Here is a 23,729-nt window from a genome sequence, read left to right on the forward strand (position 1 = left end):
ATACCTATGGAAGAATTCACCTACCTCCTTTTCCTTACGGTTTTAGGCATCACCTTTCTTGCCGCAGCGGCATATTTTGTTTATTTTATCAGTCAAGACAAAAGGATAAGAAGGATAGCCAGAATGGTCATGGTGACCTCGGGTATTCTTCAAACTCTCTATATCCTTTTGCGCTACTTTCTTGCCGGTCATACCCCGATAACCTCTCAGCATGAAGCGGTGTTTTTTTTCGCCTGGGCGACTACCTGGGCCTATTTGTCTTTCCGGTGGCGATATACCGTTAAGAATTTTGGTACTTTTGTTTCCGTGCTGATTTTTGCCCTTGTCCTCATCTCTTCTTTTTCTGAAAAAAACATAGATCCGCTACTTCCGGCCCTGCAAAGTGCTTGGCTGCCGGTCCATGGCGGGGTGTCGCTGATTGCTTACGGATTTCTATCCCTCGCCTTTTGTGGGGGTCTGATGTATCTGCTACTAGAGAGGGAACTGAAAAGCAAAAAATTCGGGTACTTCTTCCCTCGTTTTCCTTCCCTTGATGCCCTGGATCAACTCAACAATCACTGTTTGACGACTGGTTTTGTGTTTTTAACGATAGGGATAGTCACCGGATCGATCTGGGCTCGACAGGCGTGGGGGACCTATTGGCAATGGGATCCGAAGGAAACCTGGTCACTGATAACCTGGTTTGTGTACCTTGTCCAAATTCATCAGCGTTTTACCGTGGGCTGGCGCGGCAAGAGGGCTGCGGTGATGGCGGTAGTAGGTTTTGCTGCGGTTATATTTACCCTGTGGGGCGTAACATATCTACTAGGTGGGGTGCATAGTTATGCCGGGTGAAAATATCATCTTGCTCGGGGTAAATCATAAAAACACTCCGGTTGAAATTCGAGAACAGATTGCCATGTCCGGCGGTTATGAAGGGCCGCTCCTGGCATTAAAAGGTGTCCCAGGTCTTCGCGAATATTACCTGCTTTCCACCTGTAACCGTGTCGAGTTGCTGTTGGTTGCTGATCCTCTTGAAGACGTCGAAGACCGGGTCATTGATTTTCTCTTCGGTAGCCGTATCAGCAATGAGATCGCACGGAAGTATCTGTATCTATTGCACGGTCAGGATGCCGTTCATCATCTTTTTATGGTCGCTGCCAGTCTTGATTCCATGGTGGTGGGGGAGGCACAGATACTTGGACAATTAAAGGAGGCCTATCGGCATGCCGCTCATTTTGGTTGCACCGGGCCGCTCCTCAATAAAATGCTGCATAAATCATTTTCAGTTGCCAAGAGAGTGCGTACCGAAACAGCAATTGGTTCCTCTGCCGTTTCAATTAGCTATGCGGCGGTGCAGCTTGCCAAAAAGATTTTTGGTAACCTGAAAGATAAAAAGGTGCTCCTTGTAGGTGCCGGGGAGATGGCTGAACTCGCGGCAGAACATTTGGTTGGCCAGGGTGTGGGGGAAGTCGTCGTGGCCAATCGAACCCTGGCTAGAGCGGTTGATTTGGCCAGGCGTTTCAAGGGTCGAGCAGTTTCCATGGAAGAGTTGGTGTCTCAACTGCAATATGTTGATATCATTATTAGTTCGACAGGTGCAACCGAGATCATCCTACATAAGGAGCAAGTGAAATCGGTGATGCGGGCGAGAATGAACAATCCCCTCTTCTTCATCGATATAGCCGTGCCCCGTGACCTTGATCCACGGCTTATCGAAATCGATAATGTATATCTGTACGATATCGATGATCTGAGCAATGTCGTTGAGATTAACAAATCTGAACGTGATAAGGAGGCGGTGAAGGCTGCGAGAATTGTCGAGGAAGAAACACTCAAGTTTCTGAATTGGTATCAGGGGGTATCAGTTTCACCAACCATCCAGGCTCTAAAGAAAAAAATTGATTCCATCGCATTAAGCGAACTGGAGCGGACTTTAGCGAAGATGCCTCAGGTTACTGATGCAGACCGGAAGACTCTTGTTCGGATGATGGAGGCTTTCTCTGCGAAAATTCTCCACGACCCCCTCATGTATCTGAAGAGTGAATCATGTTCCGGACGAGACAATAGTGACCAGAAGGTAACTATCGTTCGTGAACTGTTCGGTTTGACCAGAGAAAATGATGAACGATAACCTCACCGAACTTTTAGAAAATGAATGGTATCTGGTCAGGCATTCCGGTGAGACACCGGAAATTGCCCTGCACTCCGCCATCTATTACCTGATTCGAGCGAAAGACGGCCCTCGGCTGGTGCTCAGTGAGGAACAGATGAACTGGCTTCGGCAAGCAGCAGTAGAGAGATTCTCAGAAATCATTCTCCGCGATCTTCACCATGTCAATAGTGGAACCCCGATATACCGCGGAATCAGTCGATCGATAATCAATTATCGGAGGTTCTGTACTTTCTGTGAGCGGCAAAACATCGATCCCAGCCGCCTGCGTCAGCAAGTGGCGGAGGCCTTGATTGTATTTCTTGTTATCGAGCTTGCCGAAGTCAGTGAGGCAAAGCGTCTATCTATTATTAATTGCACGTACCACGAACTACAGAAGTTTGCGGAGGAGCTGGGAGTGGACCTCAATAGCGGGGTTTCCGATATTGCTGCTTTTTGTCTTTCTAATCAATAATATTTCGATATTTTTCCGCATAGTTCTTCTTTTCATCCACTGCCCAGGCTTTCGTACCGGTCGAATAAGCTGACAGGTTGGCGCCTATCGTACTGATGACCCACCGGCAGTATCCCAAGCCGAGTCTTGGTTGTAGTTGCTCTTTTTGCCACAACCAAGTCTGTATCATCCGGTCGTGGCGGAATTGGCGGTTTTCTTCCCACAAAATAAAGCCCTGGGTGTTACCAATGGGGCGATGTTGAAGAGCTATGGGTGGACGGCGTGCACACAGATTCCCGAGAAATGGTGTTCGGAGACGTCCACACGTTCCGAGTGATCAGGCAGAAAATGTCATCTTCCCACGGTAATTTTACAATTCGTACGTGTTTGTCATGGTATTTGTTTGGTTGTTCTGTTATCACTTGTGGAACAAAAAATAGTCTCTATCCAGCTGCCGAACTCCTCTGTTATATGTTTATGAAAATTATTCGCAATTGTATTGTTTTCCAATTGGTACTTTGTTTTCTCGCTTTTTCCGCAGGGTCGTACGCCGCTTCAACCGAAGCTGGGAAAGTAGACCAAAAGCGAAACCGGTTTATTGGCTATTTGCTCAACAAGCAATTGCCGGCTCTCCACTTTAGCGACAAAGAGGTCAATGACGAATTGGCTAAGGCCGCTTTTCATCTCTATATCAAGCAACTGGATTATCAGAAGCGCTTTCTTCTCAAAAAGGATGTCGAGCAACTGTCTGCTTTTGCCCCGTACATAGATGACAATCTTGCCAATGGTCGCATTACCCTGCCAGACACCGGATATGACATAATTAACGAGAAAATTGATTTGGTGCAGAAGACAGTCGATTCCATGCTCGCTAGCAATACGGTGAAGATCTCCGCTGGAGTTGGGGTCGTGACGGTTGGAAGTTTTGATGTTCAGAAAAAGGAATCCTACGAAACCGATCCTGAGAAGATCGATTTTGCTCAGGATATTAAAGAATTAAGTGATCGTTGGCGAAAGCTGATCAAGGCCCAGGTGATCTCCCAATTTCTTGATCTCGAAGAGGAACAGGCGAAGCCTAAGGACAAAGACAAGGCAGGGAAAAAGAAGAGCGAAGAAGAGCTATGGCAGGAAGCGTTAAATAAAGTCAGCAAACGAAACAAGACCTTTTTCCTCCGGCTTCGTCAGGAAACCCTGCAGGATCATTACGATCGATTCTTCAACTGTGTAGCTCGAGCCTTTGACCCACACACCAACTATATCCCCCCAGCTGGCAAGGAGCAATTTGATATAAGTATGCGCGGGAGCCTTGAAGGTATAGGCGCGCTGCTCCGGGAAGATGATGGCTTTATAAAGGTGGTTCGTATAATTCCCGGCAGTGCCTCGGCGCGGCAGGGTACCCTGAAAGCGGAGGATATCATTCTTCAGGTCGCACAGGAAAAGGAAGAACCGGTGGACATTTCCGACATGCGACTGCGCGATGCTGTTCGGCTCATTCGAGGACCGAAGGGGAAGGCTGTTTCGTTGACGGTAAAAAAGGTCGATGGCAGTACCCAGGTTGTACGAATTGTTCGTGACGTAGTGCAAATAGAAGAAACGTTTGTCAAAAGCACAATTATAGAGTCGCCGGGCGGAGGAAAAACCGGATACATTTTTATTCCGAGTTTCTACCGTGATTTTGAGGGCACTCGCAACGGCTCGAAGGGTCGTAATTCAACTGATGATACCCTAAAGGAGATCGTTTCTCTTAAGAAAGAGAACGTCGACGGTATCGTTTTGGACTTGCGCGACGACGGTGGCGGGGCCTTGGTTGATGCCGTTGATATAGCAGGGCTTTTTATTAAATCAGGCCCAATTGTCCAGGTTAAGAACAGCTTTGGCGACAAGCGGGTGCTGAGCGATACCGACGAAAAAGAGTATTACGATGGACCTTTGGTGGTGTTGGTAAACAAGTTTTCAGCATCGGCTTCGGAGATTGTTGCAGCTGCGCTTCAGGATTATAAGCGAGCGGTTGTTGTTGGTAGCAAGCACACCCACGGCAAGGGAACAGTTCAGACGATTATTGACCTGAACGAGAACATCCCCCTTCTTCACCTCGGAAAGTATGAGGACCTTGGGGTATTGAAGGTGATGATCCAAAAGTTCTACCGGGTTAACGGAAGTTCCACCCAATACAAAGGAGTCGAACCGGACATCTTTTTACCCAATCTTTTCGAGCATATCAAATCAGGAGAGCGATATCTGGATTATTCTTTGCCGTGGGACGCCATCGAGCCAATACATTTTACCCCTTGGAGTGACAAATCCTTTGATTTGGAGCAACTTCGCAAGTTAAGCAAGGAGCGGGGCGAAAAAGATGAGGGACTGAAAACCATAGAGGAAGAGGCTGTCAAGGCCGCCTATCGTGCCGAGCATAGTGTTATGCCAATTGATCTTGCCGATATGCGCAATCAGCGACAGGAATCGCGGCTGGTGCGGGAAAAGATCGGGACCCATTATCGCAAATATCGAGAAGAGCAGGGCGAGGGGGGCGAATTCGACGAGCCTGAAGATGAAAAGGGTGATCCAAAAGAAATCTGGTTGAAAAATGTTAAGGAGGATCCGTACATCCGCGAGGCGGTCAACATAGTCGGCGATATTAGCCATGTGCCGCGGTTGTAAAACGTCTGGGGACCCTCTCTTTACAGCCTTTTTCACTCCTGGATGAGTTTGAAAATATTGTTGAAAAAGAGGGGAAAAGGTGCTAGAGATGTCAATTTGTGAATGGTCATTCATCTATTTTTTCGTTGATAATCGACCATAAACTAAACACTAACTCCTTAATTATAGGTTGTATTTGCATGGATCTTGCTGAAGGTTTTCGGAACCACAAGGAAAAAATCATAGACAAATGGGTAGAGTATACATTGTCAACCTATGGTTCGTCAGGTTTCTTCATCAAGGAGCGTGATAAATTTGCCAATCCAGTCGGTGGAAATATCCGAGAGGCCTTTGGCAGGCTCTTTCCCCTTTTGGTCAAAGGGGCCGATTCGAAAGAATTTTTTGCGCCATTAGAGCAGATAATGAGCATTCGCTCGGTTCAGGATTTTTCGCCGTCACAGGCGGTGGCGCCGCTCAATGCATTGAAGCATATAACCAGAGAGGTCTTTACCGCTGACAAGGAGCGACGTCACCTGGTGCAGGAGCTGTATGATTTTGAATTTGCAATCGATCTTGCCATGCTTGCAGCGTTTGATATTTACATGCAGTGCCGGGAACGTTTGTATAAGGTGCGCATTGCCGAGATCAAGTCAGGGAGCCATATATTAACAGATAGCAGGTGTCCATCAAAGCTGCTGTCTGAAGATAATACAAAAGTTTTAAAATGAGGATAATGGTATTTTAACTGGTTTCCATGCATGAAACAGCCGGCTCTGTTTGATTTGTGTGGATTCCAAAACAGTTCAATTGAAGCGAGGTAAGAAATGAAGTACGCCTTCTCATTCCTGGCAGTCATTGCGTTGGTTCTGATTGCTTGGCTCGGATCTCAGATACCCGGGATGCCCTATCTGTTCGGTGTCGCCCTGCCGTATCTGGCCATAATGATCTTCCTTGGCGGCTGTGTCTACAAGGTGGTGCAGTGGGCGAAATCCCCGGTACCATTTCCGATACAGACTACCTGCGGACAAGGGAAATCATTAGATTTTATCAAGCATGACAGGCTAGAGGCCCCCTTTACGACTGCCGAAGTCGTGGCCAGAATGTTTCTGGAGATAGTGACCTTTCGCTCTCTCTTCAGAAACACCAAGTCGGAGATACATGAAGGACCGCATATTACCTACGAGTCATCCAAATGGCTTTGGGTTTTTGCCCTGATTTTCCATTATTCGTTTCTGTCGATCGTTGTTCGCCATATGCGCCTTTTCCTCGATCCGGTACCGGCCTGGATCGGCTGGTGGGAATTCATTGATGGCATTTTCGAGGTTGGTGCACCTACCTGGTACATGAGCGATGTCGGTCTGGTTGCCGGTTGTCTTCTCCTGTTCAGCAGGCGATTGATTACTCGCCATGTCCGCTACATCTCCCTGATGAATGATTACTTCCCGCTGGTGCTGATATTTGCCGTCGCGGTAACCGGCATTCTCATGAGATTTGTCCTGCGTACCGACATAGACATCGTTAACATCAAACAACTGACCGTTGGTTTGGTGTCACTGTCTCCGACTATTGGTGCTAAAATCGGCTCTATATTCTACATCCATGTTTTCTTGGTGTGCATATTGCTTGCATACTTCCCCTTCAGCAAGCTCATGCATTTCGCCGGTGTGTTTCTTAGCCCAACGAGGAATCTTAAGAATAACAGCCGGGCGGTGCGTCATCTGAATCCCTGGAATCCAAAGATTACCCCTCATTCCTATGCAGGTTATGAGGATGAATTCCGCGAGTTTATGGTGGATGCAGGGATTCCGGTTGAAAAGGAGCTTTCTCCGGCAAAGGATGAAAAATAACGTTATTGACCCAATACTAGCTTAAGAGGAATAGTTACGATGGCAGTTCCAAAATTACAACAATTATCGAAAAGCGTAGTGCAGGGACCATCCTTGGCGACAGGAGCGATACCTACCATGGAGTGGATGGACATCCCGGTAGTCTTTAAATCCGGGAATTACGCCTACCCTGCCAAAAAAGAGAAGGTGGAATATCTTAACAGCCAATCCGGCTTGTCTTTCCCAAATGCCAGGGAGTGGTCTCCTGAGGATGATGATTGGAAATTGCAAGATGGGTGGCAAGATATCATCATCAGAGGACTTAAGGAGAGGCTTGATAAATTCCGTTCTTTGAAAATCTTTATGGATTGCTGTGTCCGGTGTGGTGCATGCGCCGACAAGTGTCACTTCTTTCTTGGAACAGGTGATCCAAAAAATATGCCGGTACTTCGGGCTGAACTCCTGAGATCGGTATATCGCAATGAATTTACTCTAGCCGGCAAAATTTTAGGCAAGATGGCTGGTGCCAGAGAGATGACTGCGGCCGTTTTAAAAGAATGGTTCATGTACTCGTACCAATGCACAGAATGTAGACGGTGCTCGGTTTTTTGCCCATACGGTATAGACACCGCAGAGGTGACCATGATGCTTCGCGAATTATTGCATCTGGTGGGTGTGGGTATTAACTGGATTCTTGAACCGGCCTCAAATTCAAACCGTACCGGTAACCACATGGGGTTGCAACCACATACTTTCAAGGATAACGTTGAGTTCCTTGTTGATGATGTTGAAAACCTGACTGGGATTAGGCCAAATATCTCTTTTAACCGAAAGGGTGCCGAGGTCCTGTTTATCACTCCGTCCGCCGACGTTTTCGCAGAACCGGGTTTATATACAGCGATGGGCTATTTGATCCTATTTGAGGCGATTGGCCTTGATTATACCTGGTCAACCTATGCCTCTGAGGGTGGCAACTTTGGTCTCTTCACAAATAATGAGACCATGAAGAAACTCAATGCCAAGATGTACGCCGAAGCGAAACGTTTAGGGGTGAAATACATCATAGGTGGTGAGTGTGGGCATATGTGGCGTGTCGTGCATCAGTATATGGATACCATGAATGGTCCTGCAGACTTCCTTGAAGTACCAAAATCGCCCATTACTGGTACCGTATTTAGCAATGCCGCATCGTCCAAAATGGTACACATAAGTGAGTTTACTGCTGATCTCATCAAGAATGGCAAATTGAAACTTGACAAAAGCCGCAATAGCCACGTTAAGGCAACATTCCACGATTCATGTAACACCTCCCGAGCAATGGGACTGTTGGATGAGCCTCGTTATATTCTTGATCATGTTGTTGATTGGGTGGAGATGCCGGAAAATACCATTCGAGAGCAGACTTTCTGTTGTGGTTCCGGTACCGGTCTCAATACCGACGAGATTATGGAGCTGAGAATGCGTTCAGGATTGCCGCGAGCCAATGCAGTGAAATATGTTCAGGAAAAGCATGGAGTGAACATGCTGTCTTGTGTCTGCGCGATCGACCGGGCTACGCTGACTTCCCTCATGAACTACTGGAATCCTGGGGTTGGAGTCTGTGGATTGAGTGAGTTGGTTGCCAATGCGCTTGTTCAAGAAGGCGAAACCCGCGGTGAGCTTGATGAAGGCCTCCGTACCATGCTATAGAAAATCCTGAACAGAACATAGGAGTAACGGTAATGTACAATAAAGGAACAATAATACCTGGACTAATCATTTTCGTCCTGTTGATAACCTTCCCGCTCTGGTTCAATGCGTTCTCGAAGGCAAGCACGGTACCTAAAGTAGAGCTGCCGCCTGGGGGGCAAAAGGAATGTGTCGCACCTGCTGCCGAGATGCGTGCCAATCATATGGTGCTCCTCAATGAATGGCGCGATGATGTCCTTCGTGACGGCAATCGCGTTGCGGTAAAAGTTGGTGGCGTGGAATATCGCAAGGGACTGCAGACGGCTTGTATGGCATGTCATACCAATAAGGAGAAGTTTTGTGACACTTGTCATGTTTACACCTCTGTAAAACCCTTCTGCTGGGATTGTCATTTGACCCCGAGTGTGTTGGCGGCAAAGAAGGAGACAAACTAATGGATAAGCAAAGAAGAAAATTTCTGAAAATTGCCGGAGCAACTGCCTTGGCCGGGATCAGTGCCCCGGTTGTGGTCAATTTGACTGGATCGCCAGCTGTAGCCTCGGCAGCCAAGAATCAAGCCTCTGCCCAAGCCGCTGCAGCTGGTGGCCACGGGGATGACACTGCTCCAAAGGGAGTAAAGCTTGGCCTTTTAATCGACATGCGCAAGCTCTATGGACATCCTGAACTGCTTGACAAGGCAACTCAGGCTTGCAACAAAGCGCATAATATTCCGAAGATTGACAATAAGAAAAGTGAGATCAAGTGGATATGGAAAACCCCATTCGCCAACGCTTTCACTGATCAGTCGACCAGCAATGCATCGTATACTACACGTAATAACGATTTCTTAGTTCTCTGTAACCACTGTGCGGAGCCACCATGTGTTCGTGTTTGTCCGACGAAGGCAACCTTTGTCGACAAAAAGACGGGCATCGTGGCAATGGATTTCCATCGCTGTATTGGCTGCCGGTTTTGTATGATGGGTTGTCCTTATGGAGCGAGGAGTTTCAACTGGATGGATCCGCTACCTTTTATCGAAGAGTTGAATCCTGATTTCCCTGCTCGTATGCGCGGTGTTGTTGAAAAATGCAACTTTTGTGGGGAACGTCTGGCACTTGGCAAAGAACCCGCGTGTGTAGAGGCAGTCAAGGAAGCTGGTGCGATAATCTTTGGGGATCTTAATGATCCTAACTCAGAAATTCGCCGTATTCTTGACAAGGAGCATACCATCCAGAGGCAAGCGGCCTATGGAACCAAACCGTCAGTCTTTTACATAGTGTGAGGATGTCATGATCGAAAAAGCGTTAAAAGGAAACCCTGCCTACTGGATGTGGCTGGCATTTTTGAGCGCATTCATTGCGGTGGGAGGAATTTGTTATCTCAGACAATTTCTCTTTGGTATGCATTTGACAGGTATGGGCCGTGACTTGTCATGGGGCTTGTACATTTCCCAGTTTACTTTTCTTGTTGGTGTTGCGGCGGGAGGGTTGATGTTGGTTCTCCCCTACTATATTCACAACTACAAAGCGTTCGGCAGGATGACCATACTTGGCGAATTCCTGGCGATTTCCTCCATCGTCATGTGCCTTATGTTCATCATGGCTGATATTGGACAGCCCCTGCGTGGGCTGAATATGATCTTTCATCCAACCCCGAACTCCATGCTCTTTTGGGACATGGTGGTTTTGCTCGGATATCTTGGGCTAAATGTCATCTGCGGTTGGGTCATCCTAACGGCTGAACGTAAGCAGGTGAAACCGCCGAAGTGGGTATACATCTTTGTGTATATTTCAATTCCATTTGCTGTTTCAATCCACACAGTTACCGCCATGCTCTACTGCGGTCTGCCTGGTCGTCATTTTTGGCTGTCGGCAATTACCGCGCCAAGGTTTCTTGCATCAGCCTTTGCCGCAGGGCCAGCTCTGATTGTTATTGCCTGTCTCATCATGAAACGGATTGCTCATTTTGATGTTGGCAAGGAAGCTATCAACAAATTGACGACGATCATTATGTATGCGGCTCTCATTAACGCATTCTTTGTATGTCTTGAATTCTTTGTTGGTTATTACTCAAACATCCCTGGCCATAAGCATGCCCTTGAGTATCTCTTTTTTGGTCTTGAGCATCATGGCCACGTGTACAATAATCTAGTGCCTTTCATGTGGACTTCGGTGGTTTTTTGCTTTGGTGGTCTTGGTCTGTTTGCCTACATGAAGATTGCCAACTGGTCCACTGATTTCTTCATAGGGATTGGCTGTGCCTTGATCTTCATCGCCCTGTGGCTTGATAAGGGTCTAGGGTTCGTCATGGGTGGATTAGCAGTCAATCCGCTAGATGAGGTTGTGGAATATATTCCCACTGCCAATGAGATAGGAATTACCCTGGGAATCTGGGCTACAGGGTTTCTTTTGGTAACAGTTCTCTATAAAATCGCCGTAAAGGTTGAACACGAAGTAGAAGGGTAGTTTTCTTCGCCATTTTATAAATGGCTTACAGGGCCTCCGACTTGTCGGAGGCCTTTTTTTTTGTTAAAGATTATGGATCGAGAACTTAGTTGTAGAAAGCTGCTTGTAGAAGCCCCTGCGTTCTTAACAAGCAGATCGGCTTTATTAGAAGTTTTTGCCGGTTGATACCTCTTCAAGGAGATATTCACCAACTCTTCAATATATAGGTGCAAGGGCTTAACTTGGCAGAAAAACGTATACTTATAATTTACTATTCATACACCCAGCAAACCAAGATACTGCTCAAGAAATTCATCGCGGGCTTGGAAAGTACCGGTGTGACGGTAAGCCAAGAAAGGCTGGAACCTGTAAATCCCTATGAATTTCCTTTTAGATCCAACATAAGGCTCGCAATCGCCATGGTAACGACCTTCTTCCTGAAAAGAATGCCCATCAGACCTGTAACCAAAGAATGCTTTGGAAATTGGGACTGCATTATTCTGGCTGGTCCGACCTGGTCGTATCATCCTTGCGGGCCTATGCTTGATTTTCTTGATCGCTATGGGCAAGAAGTCTGCCAGGGAAAAAGAGTTGTACCCTTCATATCCTGCAGATCATACTGGCAGTTGCACTTTTGGAATGTTCAGAGGCGTCTTAAGGCCTGTGGAGCTAAGGTTGCTGAACCGATTGTCTTCATGCACCCGGGGAAAGAACCTTGGCGATTTATTGGATTGCTTCTTCAGCTCAGAGGTAAGGTTGTTGGGCGGGAGAATTCATGGTTTAGAAGGCACTATTCAGGATATGGTCATAGCAAGCAGCAGGGGCTTGAAGCCATGGCAAAGGGTAAGGATTTGGGGGAAAAGCTAATCGGTGGTTGGCTTGGCTAGAATGATCATCATGGCCACTGTCCTTCCAGATACAGAGTGTAAATGGTTTGAATTTCCTCAAAGAAAAATAAATAGCCAAGAGCGGCAACTGAAAGGAATGGCCCAAAAGGAATACGGGTTTGCCCACCTTTTTTTTGTACGGTCATGGCAAGAATACCGATAATTGAACCGGTTAACGAACTGAATAAAATAACGAATGGTAGGGATTGCCAGCCGAGCCAAGCCCCAATCATGGCAAGCAGTTTGATATCGCCACCGCCCATTCCATCGATTTTTCTGAGAATTGCATACAATAGGGCTATTGCATACAATACTCCACCACCCAAAAGAAGGCCGATAAGGGAATCTTGCCAGGTGACTGTGTTACTCACCAGAGAAAAGGCAAAACCGACAACTATGCCGGGCAAGCTGATTATATCGGGAATAATTTGCAACCTGATATCGATGAAGATTATGACCAGTAGGGAAGCGGCAAAAAGAAAATAGCCAAGAGTGGCAACAGAGAAATGAAATTTTGCCACGAGGGCTGTTGCTATTACCGCCATCAAGAGTTCCACCAGCGGATACTGCCAAGATATTGGCGCCTTACAATGGCCACATCGCCCGCGTAACACAAGATAGCTGAAAATTGGTATGTTTTCATACCAATGCAGAGGAGAGCTGCAGCGAGGACAATGCGATGCCGGGAATACAATAGACTGTTCCGGATCTGGAAGTCGCAGGATGACAACGTTGAGAAAACTACCGATAACAGCGCCAAAGAGGGCTGAAATAATAAGGATGGGACTTTCGGCGATCATGGTGACGTGTTTGAAGGCTAAAAATTGAAATAACAGATTAAAATTCAGTCAATTGTATAGGTGTTTATGTCACAATACCAGGAAAAAGCAATTGTTGCTAAAGTTGAACAGTTTGCCAATAAAAACTTCCGGCTCACCCTTGATTGTCCGCAGATATCCGGCTGCGCCACACCTGGCCAATTTGTCATGATCAAGGCAGGAAAGGGCAATGATCCACTGCTTCGCCGACCCTTTTCTATACATCAGACTACCGGTGAGGGAAGATTACAAGTTTTCTTCAAGGTGGTGGGGAGGGGAACCGAGCTTTTATCTCAGGTACGAGTTCATCAAGAGATATCCGTCCTGGGCCCCTTGGGCAGAGGATTTCGCATTAACAAATTGGCCCCGGCGGTTATCATCGGCGGGGGCCTGGGGATTGCTCCCTTGCTCTTTTTAGCGAAAGAATATTGCCGGGTAAAGAAAAACTGCTGTGAAGATTTGATCCTGCTCGGGGCACGGGAAAAAATGGAAATAGAACCGATATTAGGAGATTTTCAGCAGATTGGGATAAAGATTTTCACCGCAACCGATGATGGAACTCTTGGACATCACGGATTTGTCACTCAGATCATGCAATCTGCAGTTTTGCCTGCCGGGTGTACGGTCTATGCATGTGGGCCTGAGCCGATGCTGGCGGGGGTGAGCAAGATTGCCAGATCGTTAAAACTCCCCTGTCAGGTTTCCGTGGAAAGCGTCATGGCGTGTGGAATGGGGGCATGTCTAGGCTGTACTCGTGTTGCAAAAGATGGAACCTATACCCATGTCTGCCTGAACGGCCCAGTATATGACGCGGAGGAATTACAATGGAATATATGATTCCACAAGATGATACCCTTCCTGATTTGCGTGTCAATATTGGGTCGCTTGAAATTGCCAATCCGGTGATGACCGCTTCGGGGACCTTCGGCTATGCCAGGGAGTTCGAGGGCTTGATGAATTTACAGCGTCTCGGGGCAGTGATCGTTAAGGGGATATCCCTGCATCCCCGCAATGGCAATCCGCCGCCGAGAATTGTCGAGACCTCCTGCGGGATGCTCAATGCTATCGGTCTGCAAAATGTCGGGGTTGCCCGATTTATCAGCGAAAAGATGAAATATCTTGCGGGACTGAATGTGCCGGTGATTGTCAATATCCTTGGAGATTCCCTTACTGAGTACGAAGAAATTACCAGTCGGCTGGTGGGTGTCCCTGGGGTTGCCGGGATTGAGGTGAATATTTCCTGCCCGAATGTTAAGAAAGGCGGTGTAGCCTTTGGTACCGATCCGGCCATGGCCGCAGCGGTCACCGCGGCAGTGAAGAGCAAGGCCGATGTGCCGGTAATGGTCAAGCTTTCGCCAAATGTTTCTGATATTACTGTCATTGCAAAGGCGGTTGCGGATGCGGGGGCTGATGCCATCTCCTTGATCAATACCCTGATTGGCATGGCCATTGATGTATCGACGCGCCGTCCGGCATTGGCTAATATAATCGGAGGATTATCCGGTCCGGCAATCAAGCCGGTGGCTTTGCGGATGGTGTATCAGGTCGCCAAGGTAGTGTCTGTGCCGGTCATCGGTATTGGCGGTATTGAGACTGCGGAGGATGCCTTGGAATTCATGCTTGCCGGAGCCACTGCAGTGCAGATTGGCACCGCCAATTTTGTCAACCCAAGGGCCAGTGAGGATGTCGTTGAAGGGATCTACGCATATGCCAAAGCTGAAAAACTACCTTCTATCAGGTCGATCATTGGCGGATTGCGGGTCGATTGACCAGTCCGATATCCCCTGGGAAACCGCTACGGGCTTAAAAATCTAGTCGATTACTCCAATCGATCAACTATTCAGTCGTGAGAATTATATGATAGAAATCCGACCCATTGGCAAGGTTGACGCTTCCCTGGAAGTGCCCGGCTCAAAAAGCCTCACCCAGAGAGCCCTTATCGCTGCCGCCTTGGCAGACGGAGAGAGCAGGCTCATTGGCCCCTTAGAAAGTGATGACACTGCGTATTCCTCCCAGGCCTTGCAGCAGCTGGGGGCTGAAATCAAGACGGGTACTGATTGGCGGGTGGTCGGCAATGGTGGGGTGATACAACCTTCAAAGGAGCCGATTTATTTAGGAAATAATGGGACAGCCACTCGTTTTCTTACCTCGGTGGCATCTCTTGGCTCTACTCAATATACCATTGATGGTGACAGCCGAATGCACCAAAGACCTATCGGACCATTAATTTCGGCACTGCAAGGTTGGGGAGTCGACATCTCATCGGTGCGAGGCACCGGTTGTCCACCGCTGTTCATCAATGGTCACGGATTGAAAGGTGGAAAAACCATCCTGCCCGAAGGTAAAAGCAGCCAATATTTGTCTTCTCTGTTGCTGGTTGCCCCATATGCCAAAAAACCAGCGGTTCTTGAGGTAGAGGGGAAGATTTACTCCAAACCGTACATTACAATGACCCTGGCGGTAATGGCGGATTTTGGTATTCGGGTTGAATGTGCCCGCGATTTCAGCTCATTTTCCGTGCCTCAGGGTTGTTACAAGGCACGGGAGTACAGAATTGAAGGGGATGCCTCCAATGCCTCGTATTTCTGGGCGGCGGCGGCAATAACCGGCGGCCGGGTGACTGTTACCAATGTTCCCGTACCGTCGTTGCAGGGCGACGCATTATTGGCGCCATTGCTCGGCCGTATGGGCTGCGAGATTGTTAAAACCGGCGATGCCATAACTCTTCAGGGTGCAGAGCGGCTTGAAGGAATTACCGTGGATATGGGGGATATGCCGGATGTCGCTCCGACACTGGCGGTTGTCGCAGCCTTTGCCCATGGGACGACAGTGCTCAACAATATTGCCCACCTGCGTATTAAGGAATGTGACCGCCTTGCGGCGGTGGTTACTGAACTTACCAAACTCGGAGTGAATGTTGAGGAACGGGAGTCGTCGATGATTATTCATGGTGATGGTGGACGGAATTTGCGAGGCGCCGAGATCCACACCTATTCCGACCACCGAATGGCGATGTGTTTTGCAGTCGCCGGACTTCGTATACCAGGAGTGAAAATTACCGGCGAGGATTGCGTTGGCAAATCTTTCCCGGACTTTTGGCAGCGGTTCGCACTGTTGGCTGGTAAATAGCAGTAGGCATAAACCTTTTCATAGAAACATTAACCGGTTATCAGGTGCTGAACGCCTATAACCGGTTTTTTCTGCAAGCGATTGTCGATAGAATAGAATGGCAGGGGAGATAGTGCCTGGAGTGGCTACTCGTCTATTTTTGCCTGTCGATCTTGACAACGGCCTCTTGCACCAAACGCTGAACCACCGTGTCGAGAGTGACGAGCTGTGAGGCATGGCCAGACATTCCCAGCAGGGCCTGAGCCTTCCTGCCCGTCTCCATCTTTGTTTCCACATAGCTGGTGGAAACCTGCTCGGAGGTGGAGGCATCGATTATTTTGTAGCGAAGACCGACCAGCCATACCGCGGCACGCTCGCTTGCTCGTGCAGAAGAGATGGCTGTGTCGCCGATGGCCCCGGCCTTGCCGCCTACAACAGTGCCAAAGATTGAACCTACGGCATTTCCATCAAAGCCCTGGCCGGCTTCAGCAACTTCCTCGGCCTTGAGGATATCAAACTTGATAAACCACTTTGTCGAGGCGAACTTTCCTTTCTTAAACTTCTTGAGAGCATCGGGTGAGCCCATATTGACAGCCAGTTCGATCTCCTTGAGCATCGGCCCTAAATCGGATCGCTCCAGCACTTTGAAATTGGCATTACTCAGCTCAATTTCGGCAAAATCGGCAATGTTGTTCGGCGTTACTTTTTGGGTGAAGGTTGCACTGCTGCTCTTAATGCTTCCCGGCAAGACTATAACGGTTGGGCCTTTCTTCCCGGCGTTTGCGTATTCCACCGGTCGGTACATGTTGTCGTCAGCAACCTGGTTGGCCCGTTGCGATGCTGCCCCCCCGGCTCCGGTACTGGTTGGAACACAACCGGAAAGAAAGACGGCAGAGTTGAGAAGGGTGAGGGAGATAAGAACGAAATAGAGATTTTTCATATACCTTTCCTCCTGAATATTTAAACAAATACAAACATATATTAAGTTTCTTTTTTGTTTTACTGCAAAATCCTCAAAAATTTGAGTGTTTCACCAATCCATGTGTTCCTGTTGGTAAGAGATGTTTATGTAAGGTCTAGTCCTCGCTGTGGGAATTAATTTTTCATTCCGCCGGATCGACCATCACCCAGCTCGCTATGCATCCGGTCGACCTTTTCACGGAGATCCTTATCCTGAATCAGTTTATTGACACGCTCCGGAGAGGCAGTGGCAAGTGAAGCCGGTGGACTATTTTGGATCGCCCGCTGTATCGATCCAGGTTGCGTACCGGAATCAATGGCAATTCGTACTACATTGCCATGCTGAGAAACCAGCTTCAGTTCCGGGCCATTCAACTTGGCATTTAAGGGCTTCAGGATAGTGGAGTTGACGACCTGAGCAAAGGCCTTGCTGCTGGTTGTACATTCCACTTCAAACTGGCTCAGGCCGTTTGACTCAAAATTGATTAACTCGGCATTGAGGATGTTGCGAAGGCCGACAAATTCATCTTTGAAGAGCATGGCGGTATCGTAGTCGGGTAGACCGGTAAGCTGAATCTGGTACCTTTGGGATGGTTTCAGCAATTGGGATTCGAAAAAGTCTTTCGAAAACTCCTCGCCAATGAGTTTGCCGATGTCTTCCAATGCCTGATCTTCATCCGCCCAGGCCTTGTTCTTGGGGACTTTGTTGTTAAAATAGATCTCCTCTCCGGTATGGTTGTTGAGGCATTTAACGGTCCAGGAGGTCAGAACATGCTTGGTGACTTGAATGCCGGAGGCCTTCAAGGTAATTGATGTTTGCTTGAATTTTGCCTCACCGATGACCGAGAAGTCGGCCACCCGGCGGTTGGTCTTCGTCGCACCGGCGTCCTGATTGAGCAGTTGGGTATATGCCTCGGACCAGACCCGATAGCCGAAATTAACAAAATGTTCTTTGAGAATGTTTTCGGCGATTGCGGAATTTTCGGGGATATCGTCGGAGCTTCTTTTCGCGTCGCGAACGATGACGGCAACCGAGATTGTTGGGTTGCCGTGTTCCTTGATGAGGCTCAGTTTTCGCTCCTTGGAAAGGCTCTGCAGGGCTGTTTTTACTTCACTGATATACACTTCAGCCTTGATCTGCATGTGCATCAGACCATCTTCGCCAAGTCTGGGTTCCGATTGTTCGTGGATCTGCTTGATCAATCCTTTGGTTTTTGAAAGGACCCTGTCTTCAATAAGAAGGTAGTTTTCCACCAGGGTATTGCTTTCCACGTAGACACCGACGGCTTTCTCCACTGCCTGGCGCTGGGCATCCCGACGCAGGTCGTCAGCCATCAGACCCTTGTCTTTTTTATACATCTCGGCATTCGGGTCGGCCAGTCCCTCGGCGGTGACAATGAGGGTATCCGCTTTTTCAATAGCACTTCCCGGAGTGGGGGTGAAGGTCAGCGCCACTGCAAGGAGCAGAAAAAGCGCATGGAACATGCGGTGAGCGAAAAAGCAGGTTCTGGTATTCATCTGATCAAATTTCTCCCTTATCTATTACAGTAGTCTTTGAAGAGCTGATAGGTAATCTCCCGTGATTGTTTCTTAACGAGTTTTTGGATGGTAGCGAGAACGTCGGCGTCGGAGAAGGTTGTTTCACTGATTTCGGCGGTTGATATCTGGGTGCCGTTGCGATCAACAAGTGAGAGGGTAATAGTTACGAAGACCTCGTCAATATTGACAACCTTATTGATTTGGCTATGGGTGGCAATGATCCCCTTCAGCATGAAATCGGCACTGAGCCGGTCGGCCGCAGACACAGCAGCGGCGATATTGTTATTAAGGACCGCTTCCTGTTCCACCCTGGCGATTTGGGCGTTGATTTCGGCAGTTGTATAGGTTTTCAGGCCGAGCTGTTGGAAGCCGCTGTTGAGGGTATCAACAAGGTTGCCGTATATCGACTTGTTGGTGCTGCCCCGCCTGCCCCAGTCGGGGGTGTCCGGGGTCATGAACGATCCGTAAAACCCATCGATGCCGGTGCGCTGGTCGCGATGGGTCTCGCCGATCATCGTGGCAATCTTTCCAGATTTCAGGGACTTTGGGCAACGCAAGGAGGCAAGAGAATGTCCTGGTCGGGGCATTTCGCTGATGGCATCTTTTTGCTCTTCTTCGGAAAAAGAAAAGGAAAAAGCGGCACATGGGGCAAGAACTACAATCAAAACGCCAAGGAGAAAAAGCCTCAGTTTGCAATGCATAATGGCATTCCTCCTTACCTCGGAATGAATGTACATTGAGTAGGATTGCCGGACGGCAGATAGTGCCAAAAACCTCCCTCGACCGTGAGCAAGCATTGATACGGTTGGCAGCCAGGGGCAGGTTTCTACCAGCTTATATTGTCTTAAGTTTAGCCATTGAGAAGAAAATTTCAATTTTTTCTTTGGTTGAAGAGAATAACAGAGCAGGCCAAGCGGGTGATTTCATCGGCGGGAAAGGGTAATCGGAGCGCCGGTGCCTATGTGCAATTTTTGCGCGGCGTTGCCGTGATTCGCTGCTATCTCCAGGTGATCGTGGCTGTCAAAAAGAGCCAAGAACGTCCCTTTGGCAAAATCGGAATATGTTGTCGCCAAAGGAACACTCAGGTCTGTGGTGATATAAATGGCAATATCGCAGCCTTTGGAGAACTCTTCCACATCCTGCCTTTTGATATTGGTGCACAGGTTGCCGAAGGTATCGACATGAATGATTTCACCGAGCAGGGTCTTGCCTTCGCGTCTACAGGATGATTTCTCAAGAAATAGGCAGTCTCTCGGGTCGATTTTTTCTCCAATCCGGCAAATATCGAGACCTGCGGCGAGCTGCCCGGCCACTGGGGCCATGATATCCCGGCCTTGAAAGGTTGAACTGCAGGTCTTATGAAAAAGTTGAGAAGGGTTGATCCGGTAGACTGTCAGTGTATTGGCATGCTCGAAAACCGGGGTGAAAACACCATTATCCGGTCCGACAAAGTAGTGAGAATCGGCGGCAACAGCGAGAATCGCACGGCTGGTACCAACTCCGGGGTCGACAATCACCAGGTGAATCGTATGGGACGGAAAATAGCTATAGGTTCGGGCAAGCAGATGCGATGCGGTTGTTACAGACTGAGGGGGGATGAGGTGGGAGATATCGACAAGGCGAGCGGTTGGGGCATGTCGCAAGATTACACCCTTGATGACCGCAGCATATTCATCCTGCATGCCGAAATCGGTGAGCAGGGTGACAATGGGTGGATGGTTGATATTGCTCATAAATACTCCAAAAAATTGGCAAGGCCAAGGGGTGGGAACAAACTGGACCTTCTGCTGTTGATGGAATGGGGCAAGACAGAGCTATTGAGTACTTTGGGGAGGTTTTTCCACCAGGAAATAGAGACTGCCCTTTTCTTTCAGGTGATTGGCGGCAAACTCGGCAGCTTCCCCATGCCCTAGAAAGATGTCAACTCGACCGGTTCCTTTGATGGCTGCACCGGAATCCTGGGGGAAAACAAATCTTGTTATGGCGAGCCACTCTTTAACCCTTCCGTCTGCTCCTTCCTTTGGTATCCGCGACACCAGGTAACCAAAAGAACCGCATGGCAGGGCCGTATCATCGACGGCGATAGAGCGGCCAGGGCTGAGTTCAATTCCATAGCTTCCTTTGGGGCCACGCTCGTTTCCCCAGGAAAAGAAAACAAAGCGGGGGTTGTGATGCAGGATGCGTTGCTGCTGTTCCGGGTGCGAAAGCAAATAGGCTCGTATTACCGGAATAGTGATCTCATCCAGCGGGATTCGTTTCTCATCAACCAGCAGCTTGCCAATGCTTTTATATTCAAGGCCGTTTGTCCCCGCAAAGCGGACGGTACGAACCGAAGAGTCGGGAAAGCGTATCCTTCCCGAGCCCTGGATATGCAGGAGGAAGGCGTCGACGGGGTCTTTCAGGAAGGCGAGTTCATAGCCACTTAGTAATCCAGGGTTGGTTTCGATCTCCCGACGGCTCCAATATGCGGTACTTGGCTCGTTTTGGTTCAAGCGGCCGGCATGCTTTTCGCCCTTTTTTTCAGAGTTATTAACCAGCGAAGGCGGGAGCGTATAAATCGGTGTGAGAAAAGGCGGCTGTTTTGTCAGGTTTCCTTCAAAAACCGGTTCGTAATAGCCGGTTACCAGCATTTGCCGGCGCCCCTGCCCCTTCCGGCCGCCTACTTGGTACACGAGATAGTTGTCCGCGAGAAAACGTCTCAGTTCTTTTTCTGAAGGGTCTTCTTCAAGCTTCTTTAAAAAATTGTCAGTGGAATGAAGGAGCCAGGCAATGCTGTAGGAATCGGTGCCAAATGAGACAATCCTCTCCGGATCCTGTTTTTGCAGGTACGAGAGGTGACGGCGTGTACAGTCTATCAGTGAGCTTCGATCCATATCATCGACAAAGGAGGGAAAATCCTTCGGATGAAGACCATGGAGTGGCTGGTAGGGCTCGTTGCTGAGATACAGGTAGGCGAGAACACACAAAGAGATGACAAGCAGCGCGAGGAGGATGACAAGGCCAGGGTGTATCCTTTGGGCCATAGCTCAAGCACCCTCAGTTTTTCAGCGACTCGGCCATCTCAGCGACGGCCATGGCGTATTTGCTGCTGTGGTTGTATTCGTTGATTGCGTGCATGTTTGGATATCCCGCAATATAGCGCATTCCGCTTCCATCCTGCGGTGCTAGTTCAAGACCCACGATGGAAAGCGGCATGTCTCCTGGCGATTGGGGAAGTGATACGTCTTGTATCTTTGCCAGCCGGCGCCAATCAACTCGTCCTTTTCTTCCCTCGGTATATGCCTGGATGAGCATGTCGGAACGCAATTCACGGCCTAATTCGGCATAAAGGGGGGTGTGGAATATCCATCCGAATTCTTTAAGATAATGAGCAATAGAAGCAAAGATGTCGGGGAGTGAATTGACAATGTCGGGGCGCTGATCACCATCGAAATCGACGGCGTACGTGTTGAAACTGGATGGCATGAATTGTGCCTGGCCAAAGGCACCGGCATAGGAGCCTTTGATGCTCCAAGGGTCAAAACCGTTGTCTCGGCAAAGAATGAGAAAGTTGATCAGTTCTTTGCGATAAAAAGCAGATCTACGCGGGTATGCGGCAAAGAGGGTGTTGAGAGTTTGGAAGAGACTAAAATTGCCTTGACTGGTGCCAAACCTCGATTCAATCGACCAAATGGCCACGATGGCTTCCCTGTCAACTTGATATCGCTCCTCGATGCGATCAAAGAGGCGCTGGTGTATAGCCAGGTTCTGCTTGCCTATGGCAATGGTCATGGGTGAAATGAAAAGGGAACGGTATTGATGATAGGGCTTGGCCTCTCCCTGGCGATCCATAAGCTGCAGAACCTTCCGATCGATATGGAGCTTGGCAAAGAGCTGTTGCAGCTGGGGTTCTGGGAAATGGTATTGCTCTTGTAGCTCTCGGAAGAGGTCAAGATATTGGGGGTTGGTAATATCGATCGGCTGATTCTCGGTAACCAGATCGGCAGCCTGCTGATCAGATTGTGCAGCTGAAATGGTATTTGGAAACGAGATCCCGAGGAGAAAACACACCAGGAGGCCCGCCAGTGCATACATGAGGTGCTGACCGGCAAAAAGGGCTGTTTCAGCCAGGAAGATAAAGTTGAGTTGAACAGCTGGTCTGTTCAAACGAAACTTATGCCCTTGCGGTATAAAGCTGAGTTGAACAGCTGCTCTGTTCAAACGAAACTTATGCCCTTGCGGTATAAAGTAGCGATTGCTCATTGTCGGGAATAAAAAGAATGAAACGATTTGAGAAACTGGTCGAGCAGGTCTTTGGGCAGTATGTTGATTCCAGCTGCTGCTGAGCGGCCGCCGCCGGTCGGATAGAGTTTGCATAAGGTGTCCGCATGGTGTGGGTCCGCAAGTGGGGCTCGCACACTGATTCGCAGAGTTCCGTCGGGATTGTCTGTGATAATGGCATGGGCGGCGGCCGGCAATTCTCGCGCTTTTCGATTGGAAAAGACGCCCACGGCGCGACGAGCCCAAGATGCATTCGGCAGATGGTATACTCTGTTGATGCCTATTGTGGTCAATTCTTCCTGTTGCATGGCCAGGGCAATATCGGTCTGGTATGCAACTCGCAAGGTGTTCACCTGTTGAGTATTGGCAAGGTAGTCAAAGGGGTCTGTGTATGGCCGGATTGCTTCATAAAGCTCTTGGGGATGGAAGTGGAGATCTTCCAGGGTGGATCCGTAACCATTATAATTGAACAGTTCACCCAGTTCACGCAATTGCTCAGTCTGTTGGTCACTGAGGCGAAAAGATTTTGCTAAATTTAACGCCTGGTCAAGGAGGTTGTCGCCAAAGGCGCCACATATTGCCCATAGACCATGTTGGTGATGGAAGACCTTGTCGACGACGAGAGAGGTGCATGTCGCTGGGCTGGGATCGATGTGGGTGTGTAAGCCCGGACCGCTGATCGGATCACCGGCGTAATGATGGTCGAAGTAGGTGACCTCGTTGCCGCCGTGGAGAATTTTTAGCAATGACAAACGGTTACTGTCGAGAGAGATGTCGAAGACGGTGAGGACACACCCACACAAATTCTCAAGCTGCGCCAGCAGGCAAATATCTCTTTTCACGCCGGTTATCAGCTGAGCCTCAGGGAATGGGGTGCTCAAGCGAAACTGATGGAGAGAAAAAATCCCATCAGCATCGCCGTTGAAGATATCATAGTGCATGAACCGGAGGTCTCCTCTTCCACCACCACTTCCCGCTTTCAAAACCTGTCAAGTGC

Annotated in this window: 22 protein-coding genes; 14 read left to right on the forward strand and 8 right to left on the reverse strand. The window is 48.7% G+C overall.

Annotated elements, in window-relative coordinates:
* The first annotated feature begins 6 nt into the window (after positions 1-6).
* The 11 genes from ccsB to OEL83_06620 all read left to right on the forward strand — a co-directional run bounded on the left by ccsB (position 7) and on the right by OEL83_06620 (position 12,047).
* Positions 7-834, forward strand: a complete 828-nt coding sequence (ccsB, locus tag OEL83_06570) for a c-type cytochrome biogenesis protein CcsB (protein MDK9706699.1) — start codon at positions 7-9, stop codon at positions 832-834.
* On the forward strand, positions 824-2,113 hold the full coding sequence (gene hemA, locus OEL83_06575; GenBank protein MDK9706700.1) for a glutamyl-tRNA reductase: 1,290 nt from the start codon (positions 824-826) through the stop codon (positions 2,111-2,113). The genes ccsB and hemA overlap by 11 nt, the downstream gene beginning before the upstream one ends.
* Positions 2,100-2,606, forward strand: a complete 507-nt coding sequence (locus OEL83_06580; GenBank protein MDK9706701.1) for a hypothetical protein — start codon at positions 2,100-2,102, stop codon at positions 2,604-2,606. Before hemA ends, OEL83_06580 begins: the two co-directional genes overlap by 14 nt.
* 456 nt (positions 2,607-3,062) lie before the next feature.
* A complete protein-coding gene (locus OEL83_06585) occupies positions 3,063-5,243 on the forward strand; it encodes a carboxy terminal-processing peptidase (protein ID MDK9706702.1) in 2,181 nt (726 codons plus the stop codon).
* 179 nt (positions 5,244-5,422) lie between these two features.
* Positions 5,423-5,950: an RsbRD N-terminal domain-containing protein gene (locus tag OEL83_06590; protein MDK9706703.1), complete on the forward strand. Its 528-nt coding sequence runs from the start codon at positions 5,423-5,425 to the stop codon at positions 5,948-5,950.
* 96 nt (positions 5,951-6,046) lie between these two features.
* Positions 6,047-7,069: a sulfate reduction electron transfer complex DsrMKJOP subunit DsrM gene (gene dsrM, locus OEL83_06595; GenBank protein ID MDK9706704.1), complete on the forward strand. Its 1,023-nt coding sequence runs from the start codon at positions 6,047-6,049 to the stop codon at positions 7,067-7,069.
* A gap of 117 nt (positions 7,070-7,186) precedes the next feature.
* Complete coding sequence (locus tag OEL83_06600) at positions 7,187-8,737, forward strand: (Fe-S)-binding protein (protein MDK9706705.1); 1,551 nt, start codon at positions 7,187-7,189, stop codon at positions 8,735-8,737.
* Positions 8,738-8,769: 32 nt separating this feature from the next.
* On the forward strand, positions 8,770-9,171 hold the full coding sequence (gene dsrJ / locus OEL83_06605; protein MDK9706706.1) for a sulfate reduction electron transfer complex DsrMKJOP subunit DsrJ: 402 nt from the start codon (positions 8,770-8,772) through the stop codon (positions 9,169-9,171).
* Positions 9,171-9,998 (forward strand): 4Fe-4S dicluster domain-containing protein, encoded by an 828-nt coding sequence (locus OEL83_06610; GenBank protein ID MDK9706707.1) that lies wholly within the window; start codon positions 9,171-9,173, stop codon positions 9,996-9,998. Before dsrJ ends, OEL83_06610 begins: the two co-directional genes overlap by 1 nt.
* A 7-nt stretch (positions 9,999-10,005) precedes the next feature.
* Complete coding sequence (nrfD, locus tag OEL83_06615; GenBank protein MDK9706708.1) at positions 10,006-11,181, forward strand: polysulfide reductase NrfD; 1,176 nt, start codon at positions 10,006-10,008, stop codon at positions 11,179-11,181.
* A gap of 221 nt (positions 11,182-11,402) precedes the next feature.
* On the forward strand, positions 11,403-12,047 hold the full coding sequence (locus OEL83_06620) for a hypothetical protein (protein ID MDK9706709.1): 645 nt from the start codon (positions 11,403-11,405) through the stop codon (positions 12,045-12,047).
* An 8-nt stretch (positions 12,048-12,055) separates the two neighbouring features.
* Here OEL83_06620 and OEL83_06625 read toward each other — a convergent pair whose 3' ends face one another.
* Complete coding sequence (locus tag OEL83_06625) at positions 12,056-12,847, reverse strand: prepilin peptidase (GenBank protein ID MDK9706710.1); 792 nt, start codon at positions 12,845-12,847, stop codon at positions 12,056-12,058.
* Positions 12,848-12,913: 66 nt separating this feature from the next.
* On the opposite strand from OEL83_06625, the gene OEL83_06630 reads away from it, so the two are divergent.
* From OEL83_06630 to aroA, 3 genes are all read left to right on the forward strand, one after another.
* Entirely contained in the window at positions 12,914-13,702 is a 789-nt protein-coding gene (locus OEL83_06630) for a dihydroorotate dehydrogenase electron transfer subunit (protein ID MDK9706711.1), read from the forward strand.
* On the forward strand, positions 13,699-14,634 hold the full coding sequence (locus OEL83_06635) for a dihydroorotate dehydrogenase (GenBank protein ID MDK9706712.1): 936 nt from the start codon (positions 13,699-13,701) through the stop codon (positions 14,632-14,634). The genes OEL83_06630 and OEL83_06635 overlap by 4 nt, the downstream gene beginning before the upstream one ends.
* An 88-nt stretch (positions 14,635-14,722) precedes the next feature.
* Positions 14,723-15,994 (forward strand): 3-phosphoshikimate 1-carboxyvinyltransferase, encoded by a 1,272-nt coding sequence (gene aroA / locus OEL83_06640; protein ID MDK9706713.1) that lies wholly within the window; start codon positions 14,723-14,725, stop codon positions 15,992-15,994.
* Between the two features lie 133 nt (positions 15,995-16,127).
* On the opposite strand, the gene OEL83_06645 is transcribed toward aroA, so the two are convergent.
* The 7 genes from OEL83_06645 to OEL83_06675 all read right to left on the reverse strand — a co-directional run bounded on the left by OEL83_06645 (position 16,128) and on the right by OEL83_06675 (position 23,673).
* Complete coding sequence (locus OEL83_06645; protein ID MDK9706714.1) at positions 16,128-16,913, reverse strand: hypothetical protein; 786 nt, start codon at positions 16,911-16,913, stop codon at positions 16,128-16,130.
* Positions 16,914-17,068: 155 nt separating this feature from the next.
* Positions 17,069-18,451 (reverse strand): hypothetical protein, encoded by a 1,383-nt coding sequence (locus tag OEL83_06650; GenBank protein ID MDK9706715.1) that lies wholly within the window; start codon positions 18,449-18,451, stop codon positions 17,069-17,071.
* A gap of 17 nt (positions 18,452-18,468) precedes the next feature.
* Positions 18,469-19,173, reverse strand: a complete 705-nt coding sequence (locus OEL83_06655; protein ID MDK9706716.1) for a hypothetical protein — start codon at positions 19,171-19,173, stop codon at positions 18,469-18,471.
* Between the two features lie 222 nt (positions 19,174-19,395).
* Complete coding sequence (locus tag OEL83_06660) at positions 19,396-20,205, reverse strand: SAM-dependent chlorinase/fluorinase (protein ID MDK9706717.1); 810 nt, start codon at positions 20,203-20,205, stop codon at positions 19,396-19,398.
* Between the two features lie 81 nt (positions 20,206-20,286).
* The gene (locus tag OEL83_06665; GenBank protein MDK9706718.1) at positions 20,287-21,495 is read right to left on the reverse strand and encodes an MltA domain-containing protein; all 1,209 of its coding nucleotides are present in this window, start codon (positions 21,493-21,495) and stop codon (positions 20,287-20,289) included.
* 13 nt (positions 21,496-21,508) lie between these two features.
* Entirely contained in the window at positions 21,509-22,618 is a 1,110-nt protein-coding gene (locus OEL83_06670; GenBank protein MDK9706719.1) for a lytic murein transglycosylase, read from the reverse strand.
* 92 nt (positions 22,619-22,710) lie between these two features.
* On the reverse strand, positions 22,711-23,673 hold the full coding sequence (locus OEL83_06675; GenBank protein ID MDK9706720.1) for a DHH family phosphoesterase: 963 nt from the start codon (positions 23,671-23,673) through the stop codon (positions 22,711-22,713).
* Between the last annotated feature and the right edge of the window lie 56 nt (positions 23,674-23,729).

It is taken from the genome of Desulforhopalus sp., from assembly GCA_030247675.1.
Taxonomy (GTDB): domain Bacteria; phylum Desulfobacterota; class Desulfobulbia; order Desulfobulbales; family Desulfocapsaceae; genus Desulforhopalus_A.

Coding starts and splice junctions, on each gene's coding strand:
- dsrM (MDK9706704.1), top strand. CDS start 6,047: ATGAAGTACGCCTTCTCATTCCTGGCAGTCATTGCGTTGGTTCTGATT.
- OEL83_06585 (MDK9706702.1), top strand. CDS start 3,063: ATGAAAATTATTCGCAATTGTATTGTTTTCCAATTGGTACTTTGTTTT.
- OEL83_06600 (MDK9706705.1), top strand. CDS start 7,187: ATGGAGTGGATGGACATCCCGGTAGTCTTTAAATCCGGGAATTACGCC.
- OEL83_06625 (MDK9706710.1), bottom strand. CDS start 12,847: ATGATCGCCGAAAGTCCCATCCTTATTATTTCAGCCCTCTTTGGCGCT.
- OEL83_06645 (MDK9706714.1), bottom strand. CDS start 16,913: ATGAAAAATCTCTATTTCGTTCTTATCTCCCTCACCCTTCTCAACTCT.
- OEL83_06665 (MDK9706718.1), bottom strand. CDS start 21,495: ATGGCCCAAAGGATACACCCTGGCCTTGTCATCCTCCTCGCGCTGCTT.
- OEL83_06660 (MDK9706717.1), bottom strand. CDS start 20,205: ATGAGCAATATCAACCATCCACCCATTGTCACCCTGCTCACCGATTTC.
- hemA (MDK9706700.1), top strand. CDS start 824: ATGCCGGGTGAAAATATCATCTTGCTCGGGGTAAATCATAAAAACACT.
- OEL83_06590 (MDK9706703.1), top strand. CDS start 5,423: ATGGATCTTGCTGAAGGTTTTCGGAACCACAAGGAAAAAATCATAGAC.
- OEL83_06580 (MDK9706701.1), top strand. CDS start 2,100: ATGATGAACGATAACCTCACCGAACTTTTAGAAAATGAATGGTATCTG.
- OEL83_06610 (MDK9706707.1), top strand. CDS start 9,171: ATGGATAAGCAAAGAAGAAAATTTCTGAAAATTGCCGGAGCAACTGCC.
- aroA (MDK9706713.1), top strand. CDS start 14,723: ATGATAGAAATCCGACCCATTGGCAAGGTTGACGCTTCCCTGGAAGTG.
- ccsB (MDK9706699.1), top strand. CDS start 7: ATGGAAGAATTCACCTACCTCCTTTTCCTTACGGTTTTAGGCATCACC.
- dsrJ (MDK9706706.1), top strand. CDS start 8,770: ATGTACAATAAAGGAACAATAATACCTGGACTAATCATTTTCGTCCTG.
- nrfD (MDK9706708.1), top strand. CDS start 10,006: ATGATCGAAAAAGCGTTAAAAGGAAACCCTGCCTACTGGATGTGGCTG.
- OEL83_06650 (MDK9706715.1), bottom strand. CDS start 18,451: ATGAATACCAGAACCTGCTTTTTCGCTCACCGCATGTTCCATGCGCTT.
- OEL83_06630 (MDK9706711.1), top strand. CDS start 12,914: ATGTCACAATACCAGGAAAAAGCAATTGTTGCTAAAGTTGAACAGTTT.
- OEL83_06635 (MDK9706712.1), top strand. CDS start 13,699: ATGATTCCACAAGATGATACCCTTCCTGATTTGCGTGTCAATATTGGG.
- OEL83_06655 (MDK9706716.1), bottom strand. CDS start 19,173: ATGCATTGCAAACTGAGGCTTTTTCTCCTTGGCGTTTTGATTGTAGTT.
- OEL83_06675 (MDK9706720.1), bottom strand. CDS start 23,673: ATGCACTATGATATCTTCAACGGCGATGCTGATGGGATTTTTTCTCTC.